Below are 15,895 nucleotides of genomic sequence, written 5' to 3'. Positions count from 1 at the left end.
GTGGCTGACGGCGCGGACTTCCCCGGCACCGACGGCGACCACGCCCATGACGTCCTGCACAGCCGGGTGCAGTCCTACATCGACGCCGCCCGCCGCCACGGCGTGCTCCTGCTGCTCGACCTCCAGCCCGGTCGCACCGACTTCCTCGCCACCGCCAAGCGCTGGGAGTGGGCGCTCGAGGACCCGTGGGTCGGACTGGCCCTCGACCCCGAGTGGCGGGTGGGGCCGGGTGAGTTCCCGGGGCAGACGATCGGGTCGGTCTCCGCGCGGGAGATCAACCGCACCGCCGGCTGGCTCGCGCGGCTGACCCGCGACAACGGGCTGCCGGAGAAGCTCTTCGTCATCCACCAGTTCACCGACGGCATGGTCCCCGACATCCGCAAGGTGCGCCGGCGCGAGGGCCTGGCGATGGTGCAGCACGTCGACGGCTTCGGCAGCCCGGCCGACAAGCTCGCGACCTACCGCAACGTCGCGGTGCCGCGGAAGTTCACGATGGGCTTCAAGGTCTTCTACGACGAGGACGTCCCGCGCATGCGTCCGAAGCAGGTGCGGCGGGCACTGCCCGACGTACGGTTCGTGTCGTTCCAGTAGGCGCCGCCCGCACCCGTGCCCGGACCTCAGCTCGCGCGACCGGACTCCTCACTCACCTCGCGCAGGCGCCGCGCCAGGTCGTCGGTGAGCACGCCCGGCTCGAGCCGCCACGACCAGGTGGCCGCTGAGCCGGGGGTGTTCATGCGGGCCTCGGCGCCGAGGGAGAGCACGTCCTGGGCCTGCACCATGGCCAGCCGGCAGGGAGCCGCGTGCGCGAGCCGGATCATCGCCCACGCCGGGTCGACCGCGGCGATGCCAGCCGCACGCCAGGCGCGCTCCGCCTCGCCCCGTCGCTGTGCGGACAGGCTGTCCCACCAGCCGACGACGGTGTCGTTGTCGTGGGTGCCGGTGTAGACAACCTGGTCGAGGTGCAGGCTCTCCGGCTCGTGGGAGCGGTCCTCGCCCTCGGGGTCGAAGGCGAACTGCAGCACGGCCATCCCGGGGAACCCGAAGGCGTCGCGCAGCTCCTCCACCGGGGCGTCGATGACCCCGAGGTCCTCGGCGACGACCGGGAGCGGGCCGAGCTCCGCGGTCGCGGCGTCGAAGACCGCCCGCCCGGGTCCGGTCTCCCAGCGCCCGTTCTCCGCGGTCACGTGGTCGGTCGGCACGGCCCAGTAGGCCGCGAACCCCCGGAAGTGGTCGACCCGGACCAGGTCGTAGAGCGAGAGGCTGCGACGCAGCCTCTCCACCCACCAGCGGTAGCCGTCAGCCGCCATGGCTGCCCAGTCGTACAGCGGGTTCCCCCACAGCTGGCCGGTGTCGGTGAACGCGTCGGGCGGGACGCCGGCGACGGCGTCGTCGCGGAAGAGCTCGGGCCAGGTCGCTGCGTCGGCGCTCCCCGACGCGACGTAGATAGGGACGTCGCCCATCACCCGGACGCCGTGGTCGGCAGCGAAGGACCGCAGTGCGCCCCACTCCCGCTCGAAGCGCACCTGGTCGGCGAGGTCGCCGCCGTGGGCCGCCCACGACCCGGTCCAGTAGTCGTGCTCGTCGACGAACGCGCGCACCTCGGCATCGTTGACCGGCGCACCGGGGTCCTCGAGCAGGCCGGGCCAGGCCGCGAAGGCCGAGGGCGAGGCGTAGGGAGACCCGTGTGCGTCGGGGACGCTCAGCGGCAGCACCTGCCAGACCGACTGGCCGGCGGCGGCGAGCCACCGCACGAAGTCGCGTGCCGGCTCGCCGAGGCGACCGCCAGGGAGGGAGGTCACGTGGAGCTGCACGCCCGCGGCGCGCTCGGGGATGCCGGGGATCGCCATGCACCCAGCCTGCCACGACGGTGGGACACCCTCCGGCCTCGGTCGGCCCGGACAACGGGCGGCTGCACTTCCACTCCAGCGCGTGGAAGTGCAGGCCCCGGAGGGACCCCGCACGCTCAGACCCCGATGGACTTCCACTCCAGCGAGCGGAAATCCAGGGGCCCGTACGATGGACCCATGCCGGAGGAGGACCGGGACGACCAGTTCGACGTGGCGGGCGCGACGGCCGCCCGTCCTGACAGAGGGCGCGACGAGCGCACCGGTCGCTCCGCTGCCGCGGCACGCATCGCCCACCAGTCGAGCTGGGTCGAGCAGCAGCTGCGCGTGGCGATGGAGCGCGGGGACTTCGACGACCTGCCCGGGGCCGGCAAGCCGATCGAGGACCTCGGCGTCGAGCACGACCCGGACTGGTGGGTCAAGAAGCTCGTCGAGCGCGAGCAGATCGCCCTCCTGCCGCCGGCGCTGGCGATCCGCAAGGAGGACGCCGAGCTCGACGGCCGGCTCGACCGCATCAACGTCGAGTCCGAGGTGCGGCGCGAGGTCGAGGAGTTCAACTCCCACGTGCGTCGCGCGCTCTACACCCCGCCCGTCGGTCCGTCCGGGCCCCCGGTCATCACTCGCCAGCGCGACGTGGACGCCGAGGTCGAGGCGTGGCGCGAACGGCGTACGGCACGCATCGAGGCCCAGCGTGCGGCGCGCGCAGCCGCCCCGCCCGAGCCGACGAAGCGGCGGTGGTGGCGGCGGGCTCGCTGAGAGACATGTCATATCCGCGGACGGCTACGCACCGGTAGTTTGCGCTCCATGACCCGCCCCGCCAAGGACTTCTTCGCCCCGCTCGCCGTCGGTGCTCCCGCCCCGTTGCGCGAGATCCCCGCCCGGCCGAGCCGCGCGATCCACTTCTTCGACCCCGGCAACGAGAAGATGGCCGCCAAGGTGCCCGACATGGTCGGCTCCGTCGACGTGCTGCTCGGCAACCTCGAGGACGCGGTCAAGGCCGAGAACAAGGAGAAGTCGCGCCAGGGCCTCGTCGACATCGCGAGGGCGACCGACTTCGGTCCCACCCAGCTCTGGACCCGGGTCAACTCCCTCGACAGCCCGTGGGGCCTCGACGACCTCGTCACCCTGGTGACCGAGGTCGGCGACAAGCTCGACGTGATCATGGTGCCGAAGGTGCAGGGCGCCGAGGACATCCACTACGTCGACCGCCTGCTCGCCCAGCTCGAGGCGAAGGCCGGTCTCGACCGGCCGATCCTCGTCCACGCGATCCTCGAGACCGCGCGCGGCGTGGCCAACGTCGAGGAGATCTGCGGCGCCAGCCCGCGCATGCAGGGCCTGTCCCTCGGTCCCGCCGACCTGGCTGCGGACCGCCGGATGAAGACCACCCGCGTCGGTGGCGGCCACCCCGGCTACCTCGTGCGCCAGGACCCGACGCGCGACGACCTCGGCGTGCCGCAGTACGACGCCGAGCGGACGACGTACCAGCAGGACCTGTGGCACTACACGATCGCCCGCATGGTCGATGCCTGCGCGATGCACGGGATCTACCCCTACTACGGGCCGTTCGGTGACATCAAGGACGTGCAGGCGTGCGAGGACCAGTTCCGCAACGCCTTCCTGCTCGGCTGCGTCGGCGCGTGGTCGCTCCACCCGGTGCAGATCGCCGTCGCCAACAAGGTCTTCTCCCCCAGCGTCGAGGACGTCACCCACGCCCGCCGCGTCATCGCCGCGATGGGTGACGGCACCGGTGCGGTGATGATCGACGGCAAGATGGAGGACGACGCGTCGGTCAAGCAGTGCCAGGTCATGGTCGCGCTCGCCGACGAGCTCGCCGCGATCGACCCCGAGCTGAAGAAGCAGTACGACGCCATCGAGCTGGAGGCCTGAGATGAGTGACTTCACCCCCCTCCGCTCCGTGCTCTACATGCCCGGCTCCAACGAGCGGGCGCTGGAGAAGGCGAAGTCGATCGCGTGCGACGGCCTGATCCTCGACCTCGAGGACGCCGTCGCCCCCGACGCCAAGCCCGCCGCCCGTGACGCCGCAGCTGCAGCGGCCGCGAGCGGGGACTACGGCCGGCGTACGGTCACCATCCGCGTCAACGGCATCGGCACCCAGTGGCACGACGACGACATCGTCGCCGCGAGCCAGGCCGGACCGGCCGCGATCGTCGTGCCCAAGGTCGGCAGCGCCGCCGAGGTCCAGCAGCTCGTCGCCGCGATGGAGGCGGCCGGCGCCCCGGACCACACGAAGCTGTGGGCGATGGTCGAGACGCCCGGCGCGATCCTCGACGCCCTCGCGATCGCCCGCGCGTCCGAGCGCCTCGGCGCCTTCGTGCTCGGCACCAACGACCTCGTCAAGGAGCTGTACGCCGAGCACGTGCCGGGTCGCGCACCTATCCTGCCCAGCCTGCACACCGCCCTCCTCGCCGGTCGCGCGGCCGGCATCGCCGTGATCGACGGCGTCTACAACGACGTCAAGGACACCGCGGGGTTCCTCGCCGAGTGCGAGCAGGGCCGCCAGATGGGCTTCGACGGCAAGACCCTCATCCACCCGGGCCAGGTCGAGGGGGCCAACACCGCGTACGCGCCGAGCGCGCAGGCGGTCGAGGACGCGCGCGGTCTCGTCGCCGCCTGGGAGGACGGCCGCGGGGCCGGCGTGGTCACGTACAACGGCCGCATGGTGGAGAACCTGCACGTCGAGTCGGCGCGGCGGACCCTCGAGATCCACGAGGCGATCGTCGCGCTCGGCTCCTGACGCACTGGGCTCAGACGCGTTTGCGACCCCACCGACCGGGTAGAACGAGGCACGACGACGTTGTGGACACGAGTGGGGAGGACGAACCATGAGCGAGGCTCTGGGAGTCGAGGTGGGGCGGGTCTGGCGCGCTGGCGCCAAGCGGATGCCGGAGGTGGCCGACACGCTCGCCGGTGCCCGGGGCGGCGTCGAGAGCTCGCTCAGCGGGCTCCTCTCGAGGTCCTCGGGGGTCGGGGTGGACGTCAGCGCCCGGTTCGAGGAGCTGCGCGGCAGCATCCGCAAGGCGCTGCGCGACTCCGAGGACGCGATCCGCGACTGCGGCACCGCGCTGGTCTGGGCGGCCGAGGACTACCAGCTCACCGACCAGGCGGCGCGCGACGCCTACGAGCGCGAGAAGGCGCGGGTGGACTGACGTGACCACACCACAGGACCTCGCCACCCTCCAGGACCAGCTGATGGCCCGCTACGACTCCGGGTCGTGGGGCTCCGGCTTTCCCGAGGACCCGTCGCAGTTCGGCTCGTGCTTCAACGACTTCACCGACGTGCCGGACCCGGCAGACTTCGGCGACTACACCACCGCGCTGCTGGAGACGCTGAAGAAGCTCGCTCCCGGCGGCTTCGACACCAGCACGAGCGACGACTCCGGCCAGCCGGTGACCGCCAACGGGAACTCCGTGCTCGACATGGTCTCGACCGCCGGCATCGAGCTCGACGACTGGACCGGGCAGGCGTCCGACGGGTTCTTCACCTGGTCGCAGAGCTGGAAGACCGGCATCAGCAACCAGTTCGCCGCGGTCAGCGTGCTGCGTCAGCTGCTGCACGCCGAGGCCGCGATCTGGACGGCGGCGCTCGACGACCTGAAGAACCTCGGTGAGGCCGCCTACGAGGCGCTCGAGGCGGCGGACGACCAGTTCGACACCGGCGCCGGCGACATCACCACCACGCTCAAGGTGGTCGGCGCCGTCGTGGCCGTGGCCGCGGCGGTCCCGACTGCGGGCGCCTCGCTGTCCATCCTCACCGCCGTCGGCGCCGGGGTCACCGTCGCGAGCACCGGCATGGACCTCTACGCAGGCGCCCAGACCGACTCGCAGAAGTTCGCCACCTGCTGCCCACGCGACGTCCTCGCCGACCTCATGGACGGCGTGTCCAAGGTCAGGACGGCCGTCCGCGACGCCGAGCAGAAGATCGCCGAGCAGCTCGACACCAACAACGGCGTCATCGACGGCGCCTGGTCGGAGTTCTGCCAGCCGCCGCCCACGCTCACGACCGTGCACCGCGACCACATCGGCGCCTACGAGGGCCTCGGCACGTGGGGAGGAGAGGGGTGAGTCGGCACGAGCTGTTCCGGGAGAGCTGGAACGAGGTGGTCGTACGCGCCACCTCGCCCAACGGCTGCGTCCACCTCACCATGCAGGGCGACCGGGACGTCCGGTTCAGCTTCGACGACGCGTGGTTTCACCGCACCACCCTCACCGACTTCACCGACCAGCTCACCCGCACGTTCCGGTTGGCGCTCGTGCAGCGCACCCAGACCTACAACCGCCACCGCGAGATGGTGACCGGGCACGTCACGACCCCGATCGACGGCAGTCGCAACCCGCACCTCCAGACGTTCGTCGACAAGCGCGACTCGCTCGTCGTGGAGGGCGCCTCGGCCGACGGGCGGGTGTCGATCACCGCGGTCGGGCTGCGCCGCTTCGTCGTCACCCTCGACCCCGACCTGTGGAGCGCAGGCGACCGCGGTGCGGTCGAGCGCGGTCTGGAAGAGGCCGGAAACGCGCTGCTGCGCGACCAGTTCGCCCAGATGTACGAGCTCAAGCAGGCCGGACACTGATGGCCGCGACGACGGGGCGGCGCCCGTACGCCTGGTCGGCGGGGGCCGTCGGCGTCCTGCTGGTCGGTGCGCTGACGGCGTGCGGCGACGACGCGTCGAGCCTCGAGGTCGGTGAGTCCGCCACCGGACCGGCTGGCGTCACGGGCACGGCCGTCGAGGTGCGGGTGCCGAGCGGCACGATCACCGTGACCGTCGGGTCGCCCGTCCAGGAGATCGCCGCGGGGTCGCGGGAGGTCACCGCCCCCGACGGCGGCGCACTCGTCCCTGTCTCGTGGTCGCTGGATCGCTACCAGACCACCGGGGTGACCGGCTTCGACGCCGAGACCGAGCTCGCGATCCTGGCCGGCGACGACGCGACTGCGCTGACGACGATCACCGACGCCGCCACCCCGGCGACCGGCAGCCGGGTGGTGGCCGTCGACGGGACCGCTGCGGTCGACGGCGTCTCCGCGACCTACGACGGGCTCGAGCAGGTGCTGGGCCTCGACGGCAGCCGGGACGCGGGCGTCGCCGAGCAGCTCTACGCCCCGGAGGCCGACGGCGGGGACCGGGACTGCTCGCAGGGCTGGCGCTCGGTGCCCCAGGCCGACCTCGACCTCTCCTGCTCCGTACGCACCTGGACGCTCCCCTACCTCCCCGGTGCGGGGTGGGCCGACGAGGGCAGGACCCACGTCGTGGTCGATCAGGCACTCACCCTGGACGCCGTCACCGACGAGGGCGAGGAGTACCGGGCGACGTTCGTCGAGGGGACGGCGCAGGTGGCCGGGACGGACGTCGACGGAGCACCCTTCGAGGAGGGCCGCGGCGGCGCCGGCTCGTTCTCCGTCCGGCTCGAGGCGACGGACGTCGAGCCCAGCGCGACGTGGGAGGTCGAGTCGGAGTTCGAGCTGCGCAGCCGGGTCGGCCGGGGCCCGCTCGACGGCCGGCGGGTGACGCTCACCGGCGGCGGGACCGTGGTGGGCGACTGAGGCGTCGCCGCGGGCGTGGCCCACCCCCAGGTGTGGGCCCGACTTTGCAAGCCGACGCCGGCGGAGCACAGTGGTCCGGCCGCCCACGGTGGGTGGCACTAGAAGGAGGCAAAACCATGGTTGTCCTCGGACTGATCCTGCTCATCCTCGGGCTCGTCCTGCCCCAGAGCATCCTGACCACGATCGGCATCGTCCTGATCGTCGTGGGCCTGGTGCTCAACTTCGTCCCGATCGGCGGCTCGAGCCGACGCGTCTTCTAGGGACACCACACCCTGCCTCCGGGCCCCGGCCGCCTCTGGCGTCCGGGGCCCGTGTGCGTCCGGACGACGTGCGCGCCGCGGCTCGTCACCCCCGTTCGCGCATCACCGCGAGGAACGTGCCGACCTCCTCGCGCAGCAGCTCGGCCAGGTGGGCCAGCCCCTGGGCCGGCGCCTCGAGCACGTCGGCGTCGCCGCGCACCTGACCGTCGACCGCCGTGCGCACCGCGTCGACCATCGGCGACATCTCGCGGACCGTGCCGCCGACGCTGCCCATCGCACCCGTGCTCGCGGAGACGACCTCCTGCATCGTCTGGACCTGGGCGACGACGCGCTCGGCGGAGGTGGCGGTGGTGTCCGCCAGCTGCTTGACCTCGGTCGCGACGACGGCGAACCCACGCCCCGCGTCGCCCGCCCGGGCGGCCTCGATGGTCGCGTTGAGGGCCAGCAGCTGGGTCTGCGCCGCGATCTGGGAGATGACCCGGACCACGTCCTGGATCTCCTGCGCCGCCTCGGTGAGCCGGGCACCGGTGGTGCTGGCCGCGTCGGCCTCGCCGACGGCGTGGTGCGCGGAGTCGGACAGCCCGGCCGCGGTGGCGCCCAGCTCGGTGGACGCCGCGGCCACCTGCTCGGCGACCGACATCACGGTGTCCTCGAGCCGGTCGGCGAGCTGGTGGCGCTCGCCCGCCGCGGCGTCGAGGCCTCGCCGGGCCTCCGCCATGTGCGCGCCGGCGCGGTTGATCGTCCCCGCGCCGGTGCGGAACGAGCTGCTCATCCCGTTGAGCAGGAACTGCCGGTGGAAACGCTCGTCGCTGGCCGCCTCCAGCGACGCGGCCGACTCACGGACGTACGCGTCGGTGCGGTCGAGGAGGAGGTTCAGGGCCGAGCGGAGCGCCGTGACGTCCGCCAGGTGCTCGCTGCCCGGCACCGCCATGGCCCGCGCCTCGAGGTCTCCGGAGGCGGCGGCGCGGCACACCGCGAGCCACTGCGCCACGACCTCGCGGTAGACCTCGGCCTCGTCGTGCTGGGGCTCGCGCCGCAGGCGGAGCACGCGGCTCACGCCGCCGCTCCGGTCGCCAGGGACCAGACGAGCCGGTCGTACGTCGTGCCGCGGTCGGCCAGCACCTGCTGCAGCAGCTCGCGCCCGGCGCGCGCCGCGTCGCTCGACCGGGCGTGGCCCCGCTCCTCGGCCACCAGGTCGCGGTAGAGCGGCTCGATCTCGCGGACCGCCCGCGGGGAGGGGAGGCGGCGGTTGGAGTGGTAGCCGACGACCTCCCCGTCGGGGCCGATGCTCGGCGTGACGTGCGCCAGCACCCAGTAGTGCGCGCCGTCGCCCGCGAGGTTGACGACGTACGCGAAGAGCTCCTGGCGGCTGCGGATCGTGTCCCACAGCAGCTGGAAGACCGCCTTGGGCATCCCGGGGTGGCGGATGACGCTGTGCGGGCGGCCCAGCAGGTCGGGCTCCGCGATGGCCGAGACGCGGCAGAAGACGTCGTTCGCGTAGGTGATGCGCCCCTTGAGGTCGGTCTTGGTGACGATGACGTCATCGGGTCCGAACGAGCGCTCGACGCCCGTGGGGCGGACGGTGCGCGCGACCGGGACGACGGCGCCGGTGGTGGCTGGCAAGGACGGCATGGACACGCTCATCTCCGTGGACGACCGGGCGACTCCCGGCGGCTACGGGCAACGATCGGCCGGTGCGCGCGCGGCGTGAGGGCAACGCCGCGAGGTCGGGACACGACGGGACCTTGGTCCCACGCCCTGCGGGACCTTCGGCCCCCGCTCGCACCGTGGCGCACCGCCGGTCGTGTCCGGAACCCGCGTGCGGACCGTCGGTGCCGGGCGGGACACTCGTGCCGTGAGCTCCTCGGTGACCCTGCGTCAGTTCTGGTCCCAGCTGTCCCGCGAGGGTCGCTGGCTGCTGTCGACCGTCGCGGTGCAGACCCTCGGCCGTGGGCTCACGCTCCCGTTCACGGTGATCTACCTCCACGAGGTGCGGGGGTTCTCGCTCGACGTCGCGGGTGCCCTGATGGCCTTCATCGCCGTCGTCGCGCTCGCGGTGACCGGCCCGGGCGGCGCGCTCACCGACCGCGTCGGGGCCCGGCGGGTGCTGCTGTTCTCCACGACGTGCCAGCTCGTGGGGTGCGCGGTGCTCGCATTCGCCACCACCGAGGCGGTCGCGGCCCTCGCCATGGTCTTCCTCGGCATCAACTTCGGCATGTCGTGGCCCGCCTTCAACTCCCTCATCGCCGCGGTCACGACCGGCGAGGCGCGCCAGCAGTACTTCGGCATCAACTTCGCGTTGGTCAACCTCGGCATCGGGCTCGGCGGCGTGGTGGGCGGCCTCTACGCCGACGTGTCCCGTCCGCACACCTTCACGGTGATCTTCCTCGCGGACGCGGTGAGCATGCTCGTGCCCATCGCGCTGCTGCTCGGCCCGCTCCGCCACGTCACGGGGCACCACGTGGCCCCCGACGACGCCGAGGCCGGCAGCGGGTCCTACCGCGCGATCCTGCGCGACCCGGGCGTCGTCGCGATGACCGCGCTGACGTTCATGGCGGTGTTCGTCGGCTACGGCCAGCTCGAGGCCGGGTTCCCCGCCTTCGCCCGGCAGGTCGGCGAGGTCTCGACGCGGGTCATCGGGTTCTCGTTCGCCGTCAACACGGCCGTGATCGTGGGGCTGCAGTTCCTCGTGCTGCGCCGCATCGCCGGCCACCGGCGTACGCGCGTGATGCTGGCGATGTGCGCGCTGTGGGTCGCCTCGTACGCCGCGCTCGGCGCCACCGGGATGGTGCCAGGGACGGTGGCCGCGGCCGGCGTGCTGGCGTTCATGGCGCTCTTCGCGCTGGGCGAGACGATGATGCAGCCGACCATCCCGGCCATCACCAACGACATGGCGCCCGACCACCTGCGCGGTTGTTACAACGCGGTCAACGCCGGCGCCTTCCAGGCCGGCGCGATCGGCGGGCCGCTGTTCGCCGGGTTCGTGCTCGACCGCGGCTGGCCCGCGGCGTACGTCGGGGTGCTCGTAGCGGGCTGCGGGCTGATCGCGGTCCTTGCGCTGGTGGTCGAGCGGCTCATCGCACCGCACGTCAACGGCGTGCCCGCCGAGCCGGTCCCCACCGCCGACCCGGCCACGGGCGAGCCGGCCCCGCAGGGTGCGCCGCGGGCGCCCTGAGCGGCCTCAGGCGCTGGCGTCGCCGCGGCGCAGGCGGTCGTTGATCCACGTGCTGGCGGTGCCCATCCAGCCGGCGAGGTCGTGCACGAGCCGGCCGAGGGTGTCCTGGGTGCGCTCGAAGGCCGCGGAGTAGCTCGCGGCCGCCTCCTGGGCGGCGACGCTCACCGACGCCGAGTCGTCGTCGACGCGCCGCTCGTAGTCCCCGCCGAGGATCGCGGTGTAGGCCCCCGTGTCGATCCAGCGACGCAGCTCGGTGGCGCGCACGACCGCGAACGGGTGGGTCTGCTGCTGCAGCAGCGAGAGCTTGATGAGCGACTCGCGCACGTCACCGCCCTCGTCGTACTCCGCGCCCTGGGAGAGGAACGACGTCACGTCGAGCTCGTCGAGGGTGCCGCCGCTGGCCAGCTTCATGTGGGTGCGCAGCGCCGCGGTCGGGTCCTGCGCGGCGAGCAGTCCGGCGCGGTCGGCCGACAGCTCGGCCTTGCGCGACCACTCGAGCAGCCCGACGGTGACCATGCGGATGCCGATGGCGCCGCCGGGGATGGCGTTGAGCAGGCCGCCGAGGCCGAGCAGACGCATCAGCAGCGTGCGGTAGACCGCGTGCCCGCTGATCGCGTGGCCCAGCTCGTGGCCGATGACGAAGCGCAGCTCGTCGTCGTCGAGGTGGTGCACCAGGCCCGAGGACAGCACGATGATCGGGCGGTCCATGCCGACGGTGATCGCGGTCAGCGTGGGGTCGGCCTGGACGTACATCTCGGGCAGGTCCGTGGCGTCGAGGCTGCGGCCGACCTCGGCCAGCAGCCGGTGCAGCCGCGCGAACTGCCGCTCGTCGACCCGCACCGCGGAGCCGAGCAGCGTCAGGCGCCACGCCCGCTCCCGGAAGACCCCCGACATGGTCTTGAGCAGCACGTCGAAGCCCTTGAGCTTGCGCAGCGCGACCAGTGCGCCCTTGTCGGCGGGGTGCTCCCACGCCCGCGAGCTGATGTCCGTCAGCACGACGCGCGAGCGCGCCGGCTTCTTCTCCCCCGATGCCATGGAGGGATCCTGACGTACGACGGCACGAAAGTCAGCGGTTCGAAAGTCTTGGGTTCGGCCGGGAGGCCACATCCGCGGCACGTGCGGCGGCCTCGATCTCCTCGCGCCGCCGGGCCCAGAACGCCGCGTCGGGCCCGTCGGCGGCCATCGCCTCCGCGTCGGTCCCGACCGCCCCGTCGAGCCCCTCGCGCAGGATGTCGGCGTGGCCGGCGTGCCGGCTGGTCTCGGCGAGCAGGTGGGTGAGGACGTTGAAGAGCGGCACCTCGGCGTCCCCCCACCACTCCACGCGGCCGGTGCTGTCGAGGTCGAGCGCCTCGACGGTCGCGTCGCCGTGCGCCCAGACCCGGCGGTAGCGGTCGACGACGTCGGCCCGCGACTCGTGCTCGGTCACCCAGCTGTCGGCGTACTGCTCCGCCTCGTCGTCCCACCGCGGCAGCGCCTCCGGGAAGGGGCGGCCGAAGACCTCGCCGAGGTAGCGCGCCTCCCACGTCGCGAGGTGCTTCACCAGGCCGAGGAGGTTGGTCCCCGTGACGGTCAGGGGTCGGCGTACGTCGTGCTCCGAGAGCCCGTCGAGCTTGGCGAGCACCGCCTCGCGCTCGTGCTGGAGGTAGGTGTGGAGGTTGGCCTTGGCTGCGTCGGCGTCCATGGACGACACCCTGCCACCGCCGCTCCTCAGCCCTCGGACATCGGGATCCGTACGCCGCGCTCGTGCGCGACCTCGGCGGCACGGTCGTAGCCCGCATCGACGTGGCGGATCACGCCCATGCCGGGGTCGTTGGTGAGCACCCGCTCGATCTTCTCCGCGGCCAGCGGCGTGCCGTCCGCGACCGTCACCTGGCCGGCGTGCAGGGAGCGGCCGATGCCGACGCCGCCGCCATGGTGGAACGACACCCAGGTCGCGCCGGACGCGGTGTTGACCAACGCGTTGAGGATCGCCCAGTCGGCGATGGCGTCGGAGCCGTCGAGCATGGCCTCGGTCTCGCGGTAGGGCGAGGCTACCGAGCCGCAGTCGAGGTGGTCGCGGCCGATGACGATCGGGGCCTTCACCTCGCCGCTGGCGACCATCTCGTTGAACTTCAGCCCCGCGCGGTGGCGGTCGCCGTAGCCGAGCCAGCAGATCCGGGCCGGCAGGCCCTGGAACTGCACGCGCTCGGCGGCCATGTCGAGCCACTTGTGCAGCCGGGCGTACTCCGGCTTCTCCTCCGCCGGGAAGAGCTCCTTGATCGCGCGGTCGGTGGCGGCGATGTCGGCAGGGTCGCCGGAGAGCGCCGCCCAGCGGAACGGGCCCTTGCCCTCGCAGAAGAGCGGACGGATGTAGGCCGGGACGAAGCCGGGGAACTCGAACGCCCGGTCGTAGCCACCCTTGCGGGCCTCGTCGCGGATCGAGTTGCCGTAGTCGAAGACCTCGGCGCCGGCGTCCTGGAACTCCACCATCGCGCGCACGTGCGTGGCCATCGACTCCTGCGCGCGCTTGGTGAAGCCGCGTGGGTCCTCGGTGCGCTCGCGCTCCCAGTCGTCGTACGCCGTCCCGGCGGGGAGGTAGAAGAGCGGGTCGTGCGCGGAGGTCTGGTCGGTGACGATGTCGACCAGCGGGCCATCGCCCGCCTCGCCACGGGCGAGGTGTCGCTCCAGCAGCTCGGGCAGCACCTCGGCGGCGTTGCCGAGCACTCCGATCGACAGGCCCCGACGCTCGTCGCGGGCCTCCAGCGCGAGCTCGATCGCGTGGTCGAGGTCGCGGGCCTGGATGTCGAGGTAGCGCGTCTCGAGGCGACGGTCGATGCGGTGCTGGTCGCACTCGACACAGATCGCGACGCCGTCGTTCATGGTCACCGCGAGCGGCTGCGCGCCGCCCATGCCGCCGAGACCGGCGGTCACGGTGAGGGTGCCGGCCAGCGACCCGCCGAAGCGCAGCTCCGCGATCGCGGCGAAGGTCTCGAAGGTGCCCTGGAGGATCCCCTGCGTGCCGATGTAGATCCACGACCCGGCGGTCATCTGGCCGTACATCGTGAGCCCGAGGTCCTCGAGGCGTCGGAACTCCTCCCAGTCGGCCCAGTCGCCGACGAGGTTGGAGTTGGCGATCAGCACGCGCGGCGCCCACGCGTGGGTGCGCATGATGCCGACCGGCTTGCCGGACTGCACGAGCAGCGTCTCGTCGTCCTCGAGGTCGCGCAGCGACCGGACGATGGCGTCGTACGCCTCCCAGCTGCGCGCCGCCTTGCCGGTGCCGCCGTAGACGACGAGGTCCGCAGGGTTCTCGGCGTTGTCTGGGTCGAGGTTGTTCATCAGCATCCGCAGCGGCGCCTCGGTCTGCCACGACTTCGCGGTCAGCTCGGTGCCGGTGGCGGCGTGGATGGGCAGGCGCGGGTTGCCGCCCCCCTCGTTGGTCGAGTGTCCCGCGAGGGACGAGCGGGATGTATCGAGACCTTCGTTCACTTCAGTTCTCCGATCACGGACTCGGCAGCGGCGAGGACCGCGCCGGACTGGACGAGCGAGACGGCAGCCTCGATCTCGGGCGAGAGGTGGCGGTCGGGCCCCGGGCCCTGAATCCCCGAGGACCGCAGGAGGTCGACGACCGCTGCAGTGGCGGGCGAGGGGGTCAGGGGCGCGCGCAGGTCGAGCGCCCGGGCGGCGGTGAGCACCTCGACGGCGACCACGCGGGAGAGGCCGTCGACCGAGCGGCGCAGCTTACGCGCGGCGTTCCAGCCCATCGAGACGTGGTCCTCCTGCATCGCGCTGGAGGGGATGGAGTCCACCGACGCGGGCACCGCGAGGCGCTTGAGCTCGGAGACGATCGAGGCCTGGGTGTACTGCGCGATCATGTGGCCGCTGTCGACCCCGGGGTCGTCGGCCAGGAAGGGTGGAAGGCCGTGGCTGCGGGCCCGGTCGAGGAAGCGGTCCGTACGTCGCTCGCTGATCGAGGCCACGTCGGCGGCGACGATCGCGAGGAAGTCGAGGACGTAGCCGACCGGGGCGCCGTGGAAGTTGCCGTTGGACTCGACGGTGTCGCCGAGCACGACCGGGTTGTCGACCGCGCTGGCCAGCTCGCGACCGGCGACCGTGGCAGCGTGCTCGACGGTGTCGCGCGCGGCGCCGTGCACCTGCGGGGAGCAGCGCAGGGAGTAGGCGTCCTGCACCCGGTTGCAGTCGCCGGTCCGGTGCGACGCGACGATCGCCGAATCGGCCATCAGTGCCGTCAGGTTGGCTGCGGACAGGGCCTGGCCGGGGTGCGGCCGGATCGCCTGCAGCTCCGGGGCGAAGACCCGGTCGGTGCCGAGCTGGCCCTCGACGCTCATCGCGGCCGCGACGTCGGCGGTGCGCAGCAGCATCCGCAGGTCGGTGATCGCCATGACCAGCATGCCGAGCATCCCGTCGGTGCCGTTGATGAGGGCCAGGCCCTCCTTGGCGGCGAGCTCGACCGGGGCGAGGCCCGCGGCGGCGAGGGCCTCGGCGGCCGGCACGAGAGTGCCGGAGGCGTCGCGCACCTCGCCCTCCCCCATCAGCGCCAGCGCGCAGTGCGACAGGGGCGCGAGATCGCCTGAGCACCCCAGCGAGCCGTACTCCCGCACCACCGGCGTGATGCCGTGGGTGAGCAGGGCCGCGAGCAGCTGCGCGGTCTCACGGCGTACGCCGGTGCGTCCCGTCGCCAGCGTCGAGAGGCGCAGCAGCATCAGCGCCCGGACGACCTCCCGCTCGACCTCGGGGCCGGAGCCGGCGGCGTGCGAGCGGACGAGCGAGCGCTGGAGCTGGGCGCGCATCTCGGCCGGGATGTGCCGGGTGGCGAGCGCGCCGAAGCCTGTGCTGACGCCGTACGTCGGCGTCTCCCCGGCGGCCAGTGCCTCGACGACGTCGCGGGCGCGGTCGACCGCTGCGAGGGCCTCGCCGGTGAGCTCGACGGGGGCCCCGTCGCGGGCGACCCGCACGAGGTCCTCGAAGGAGACGGGACCGACGCCGACCCCGATGGCCTGGATGCTCTGCATGGTCCTCATCAAACTCCCGGCAAAAGGTCGTGAACAGCCATCACCGG

The 15,895-nt window shown here is 72.7% G+C and carries 17 protein-coding genes; 10 read left to right on the top strand and 7 right to left on the bottom strand.

Features of this window, described 5'->3' with window-relative positions; genetic code table 11:
• Complete coding sequence (locus IRX98_RS09960) at window positions 1-591, top strand: hypothetical protein (protein WP_224276299.1); 591 nt, start codon at window positions 1-3, stop codon at window positions 589-591.
• Between the two features lie 26 nt (window positions 592-617).
• Here IRX98_RS09960 and IRX98_RS09955 read toward each other — a convergent pair whose 3' ends face one another.
• Complete coding sequence (locus IRX98_RS09955; protein WP_224276297.1) at window positions 618-1,847, bottom strand: 4-alpha-glucanotransferase; 1,230 nt, start codon at window positions 1,845-1,847, stop codon at window positions 618-620.
• A gap of 177 nt (window positions 1,848-2,024) precedes the next feature.
• Here IRX98_RS09955 and IRX98_RS09950 point away from each other — a divergent pair, with 177 nt between their 5' ends.
• The 8 genes from IRX98_RS09950 to IRX98_RS09915 all read left to right on the top strand — a co-directional run bounded on the left by IRX98_RS09950 (window position 2,025) and on the right by IRX98_RS09915 (window position 7,661).
• Window positions 2,025-2,600 (top strand): DnaJ family domain-containing protein, encoded by a 576-nt coding sequence (locus IRX98_RS09950; RefSeq protein WP_224276294.1) that lies wholly within the window; start codon window positions 2,025-2,027, stop codon window positions 2,598-2,600.
• Window positions 2,601-2,648: 48 nt separating this feature from the next.
• Window positions 2,649-3,731, top strand: a complete 1,083-nt coding sequence (locus tag IRX98_RS09945; protein WP_224276292.1) for an HpcH/HpaI aldolase/citrate lyase family protein — start codon at window positions 2,649-2,651, stop codon at window positions 3,729-3,731.
• A 1-nt stretch (window position 3,732) separates the two neighbouring features.
• Window positions 3,733-4,599 (top strand): HpcH/HpaI aldolase/citrate lyase family protein, encoded by an 867-nt coding sequence (locus tag IRX98_RS09940; RefSeq protein ID WP_224276290.1) that lies wholly within the window; start codon window positions 3,733-3,735, stop codon window positions 4,597-4,599.
• Between the two features lie 88 nt (window positions 4,600-4,687).
• Entirely contained in the window at window positions 4,688-5,011 is a 324-nt protein-coding gene (locus tag IRX98_RS09935; protein WP_224276288.1) for a hypothetical protein, read from the top strand.
• A gap of 1 nt (window position 5,012) precedes the next feature.
• The gene (locus IRX98_RS09930; protein ID WP_224276286.1) at window positions 5,013-5,927 is read left to right on the top strand and encodes a hypothetical protein; all 915 of its coding nucleotides are present in this window, start codon (window positions 5,013-5,015) and stop codon (window positions 5,925-5,927) included.
• Window positions 5,924-6,433 (top strand): hypothetical protein, encoded by a 510-nt coding sequence (locus tag IRX98_RS09925; protein ID WP_224276284.1) that lies wholly within the window; start codon window positions 5,924-5,926, stop codon window positions 6,431-6,433. The genes IRX98_RS09930 and IRX98_RS09925 overlap by 4 nt, the downstream gene beginning before the upstream one ends.
• On the top strand, window positions 6,433-7,401 hold the full coding sequence (locus IRX98_RS09920; RefSeq protein ID WP_224276282.1) for a hypothetical protein: 969 nt from the start codon (window positions 6,433-6,435) through the stop codon (window positions 7,399-7,401). The genes IRX98_RS09925 and IRX98_RS09920 overlap by 1 nt, the downstream gene beginning before the upstream one ends.
• Before the next feature lie 116 nt (window positions 7,402-7,517).
• Entirely contained in the window at window positions 7,518-7,661 is a 144-nt protein-coding gene (locus IRX98_RS09915) for a hypothetical protein (protein WP_224276280.1), read from the top strand.
• Window positions 7,662-7,746: 85 nt separating this feature from the next.
• Here IRX98_RS09915 and IRX98_RS23445 read toward each other — a convergent pair whose 3' ends face one another.
• A complete protein-coding gene (locus tag IRX98_RS23445; RefSeq protein ID WP_224276278.1) occupies window positions 7,747-8,718 on the bottom strand; it encodes a methyl-accepting chemotaxis protein in 972 nt (323 codons plus the stop codon).
• On the bottom strand, window positions 8,715-9,293 hold the full coding sequence (locus tag IRX98_RS09905; protein WP_224276276.1) for a PAS domain-containing protein: 579 nt from the start codon (window positions 9,291-9,293) through the stop codon (window positions 8,715-8,717). The genes IRX98_RS23445 and IRX98_RS09905 overlap by 4 nt, the downstream gene beginning before the upstream one ends.
• Before the next feature lie 223 nt (window positions 9,294-9,516).
• Between IRX98_RS09905 and IRX98_RS09900 the strand changes: the two genes are divergently transcribed.
• A complete protein-coding gene (locus tag IRX98_RS09900; protein ID WP_224276274.1) occupies window positions 9,517-10,836 on the top strand; it encodes an MFS transporter in 1,320 nt (439 codons plus the stop codon).
• Between the two features lie 6 nt (window positions 10,837-10,842).
• Here IRX98_RS09900 and IRX98_RS09895 read toward each other — a convergent pair whose 3' ends face one another.
• The 4 genes from IRX98_RS09895 to hutH form a co-directional block, all read right to left on the bottom strand.
• Window positions 10,843-11,871: a M48 family metallopeptidase gene (locus IRX98_RS09895; protein ID WP_224276272.1), complete on the bottom strand. Its 1,029-nt coding sequence runs from the start codon at window positions 11,869-11,871 to the stop codon at window positions 10,843-10,845.
• A 31-nt stretch (window positions 11,872-11,902) separates the two neighbouring features.
• Window positions 11,903-12,517, bottom strand: coding sequence for a DinB family protein (locus tag IRX98_RS09890; RefSeq protein WP_224276270.1), 615 nt, complete (start codon window positions 12,515-12,517; stop codon window positions 11,903-11,905).
• Between the two features lie 26 nt (window positions 12,518-12,543).
• Window positions 12,544-14,229, bottom strand: a complete 1,686-nt coding sequence (gene hutU, locus IRX98_RS09885; protein ID WP_224276424.1) for a urocanate hydratase — start codon at window positions 14,227-14,229, stop codon at window positions 12,544-12,546.
• 71 nt (window positions 14,230-14,300) lie between these two features.
• On the bottom strand, window positions 14,301-15,848 hold the full coding sequence (hutH, locus tag IRX98_RS09880) for a histidine ammonia-lyase (protein WP_224276268.1): 1,548 nt from the start codon (window positions 15,846-15,848) through the stop codon (window positions 14,301-14,303).
• Window positions 15,849-15,895 lie beyond the last annotated feature (47 nt).

This window comes from Nocardioides lacusdianchii (assembly GCF_020102855.1).
Classification (GTDB): Bacteria; Actinomycetota; Actinomycetes; order Propionibacteriales; family Nocardioidaceae; genus Nocardioides; species Nocardioides lacusdianchii.
Note: the sequence above shows the minus strand (reverse complement) of the source record. Positions and strands in the feature narration are given on the sequence as shown.

Excerpts from the sequence above, each read along its gene's own strand:
- IRX98_RS09935 (WP_224276288.1), top strand. The coding sequence starts at position 4,688 with ATGAGCGAGGCTCTGGGAGTCGAGGTGGGGCGGGTCTGGCGCGCTGGC.
- IRX98_RS09905 (WP_224276276.1), bottom strand. The coding sequence starts at position 9,293 with ATGCCGTCCTTGCCAGCCACCACCGGCGCCGTCGTCCCGGTCGCGCGC.
- IRX98_RS09920 (WP_224276282.1), top strand. The coding sequence starts at position 6,433 with ATGGCCGCGACGACGGGGCGGCGCCCGTACGCCTGGTCGGCGGGGGCC.
- IRX98_RS09955 (WP_224276297.1), bottom strand. The coding sequence starts at position 1,847 with ATGGCGATCCCCGGCATCCCCGAGCGCGCCGCGGGCGTGCAGCTCCAC.
- IRX98_RS09940 (WP_224276290.1), top strand. The coding sequence starts at position 3,733 with ATGAGTGACTTCACCCCCCTCCGCTCCGTGCTCTACATGCCCGGCTCC.
- IRX98_RS09895 (WP_224276272.1), bottom strand. The coding sequence starts at position 11,871 with ATGGCATCGGGGGAGAAGAAGCCGGCGCGCTCGCGCGTCGTGCTGACG.
- IRX98_RS09950 (WP_224276294.1), top strand. The coding sequence starts at position 2,025 with ATGCCGGAGGAGGACCGGGACGACCAGTTCGACGTGGCGGGCGCGACG.
- hutH (WP_224276268.1), bottom strand. The coding sequence starts at position 15,848 with ATGCAGAGCATCCAGGCCATCGGGGTCGGCGTCGGTCCCGTCTCCTTC.
- IRX98_RS09890 (WP_224276270.1), bottom strand. The coding sequence starts at position 12,517 with ATGGACGCCGACGCAGCCAAGGCCAACCTCCACACCTACCTCCAGCAC.
- IRX98_RS09915 (WP_224276280.1), top strand. The coding sequence starts at position 7,518 with ATGGTTGTCCTCGGACTGATCCTGCTCATCCTCGGGCTCGTCCTGCCC.
- IRX98_RS09945 (WP_224276292.1), top strand. The coding sequence starts at position 2,649 with ATGACCCGCCCCGCCAAGGACTTCTTCGCCCCGCTCGCCGTCGGTGCT.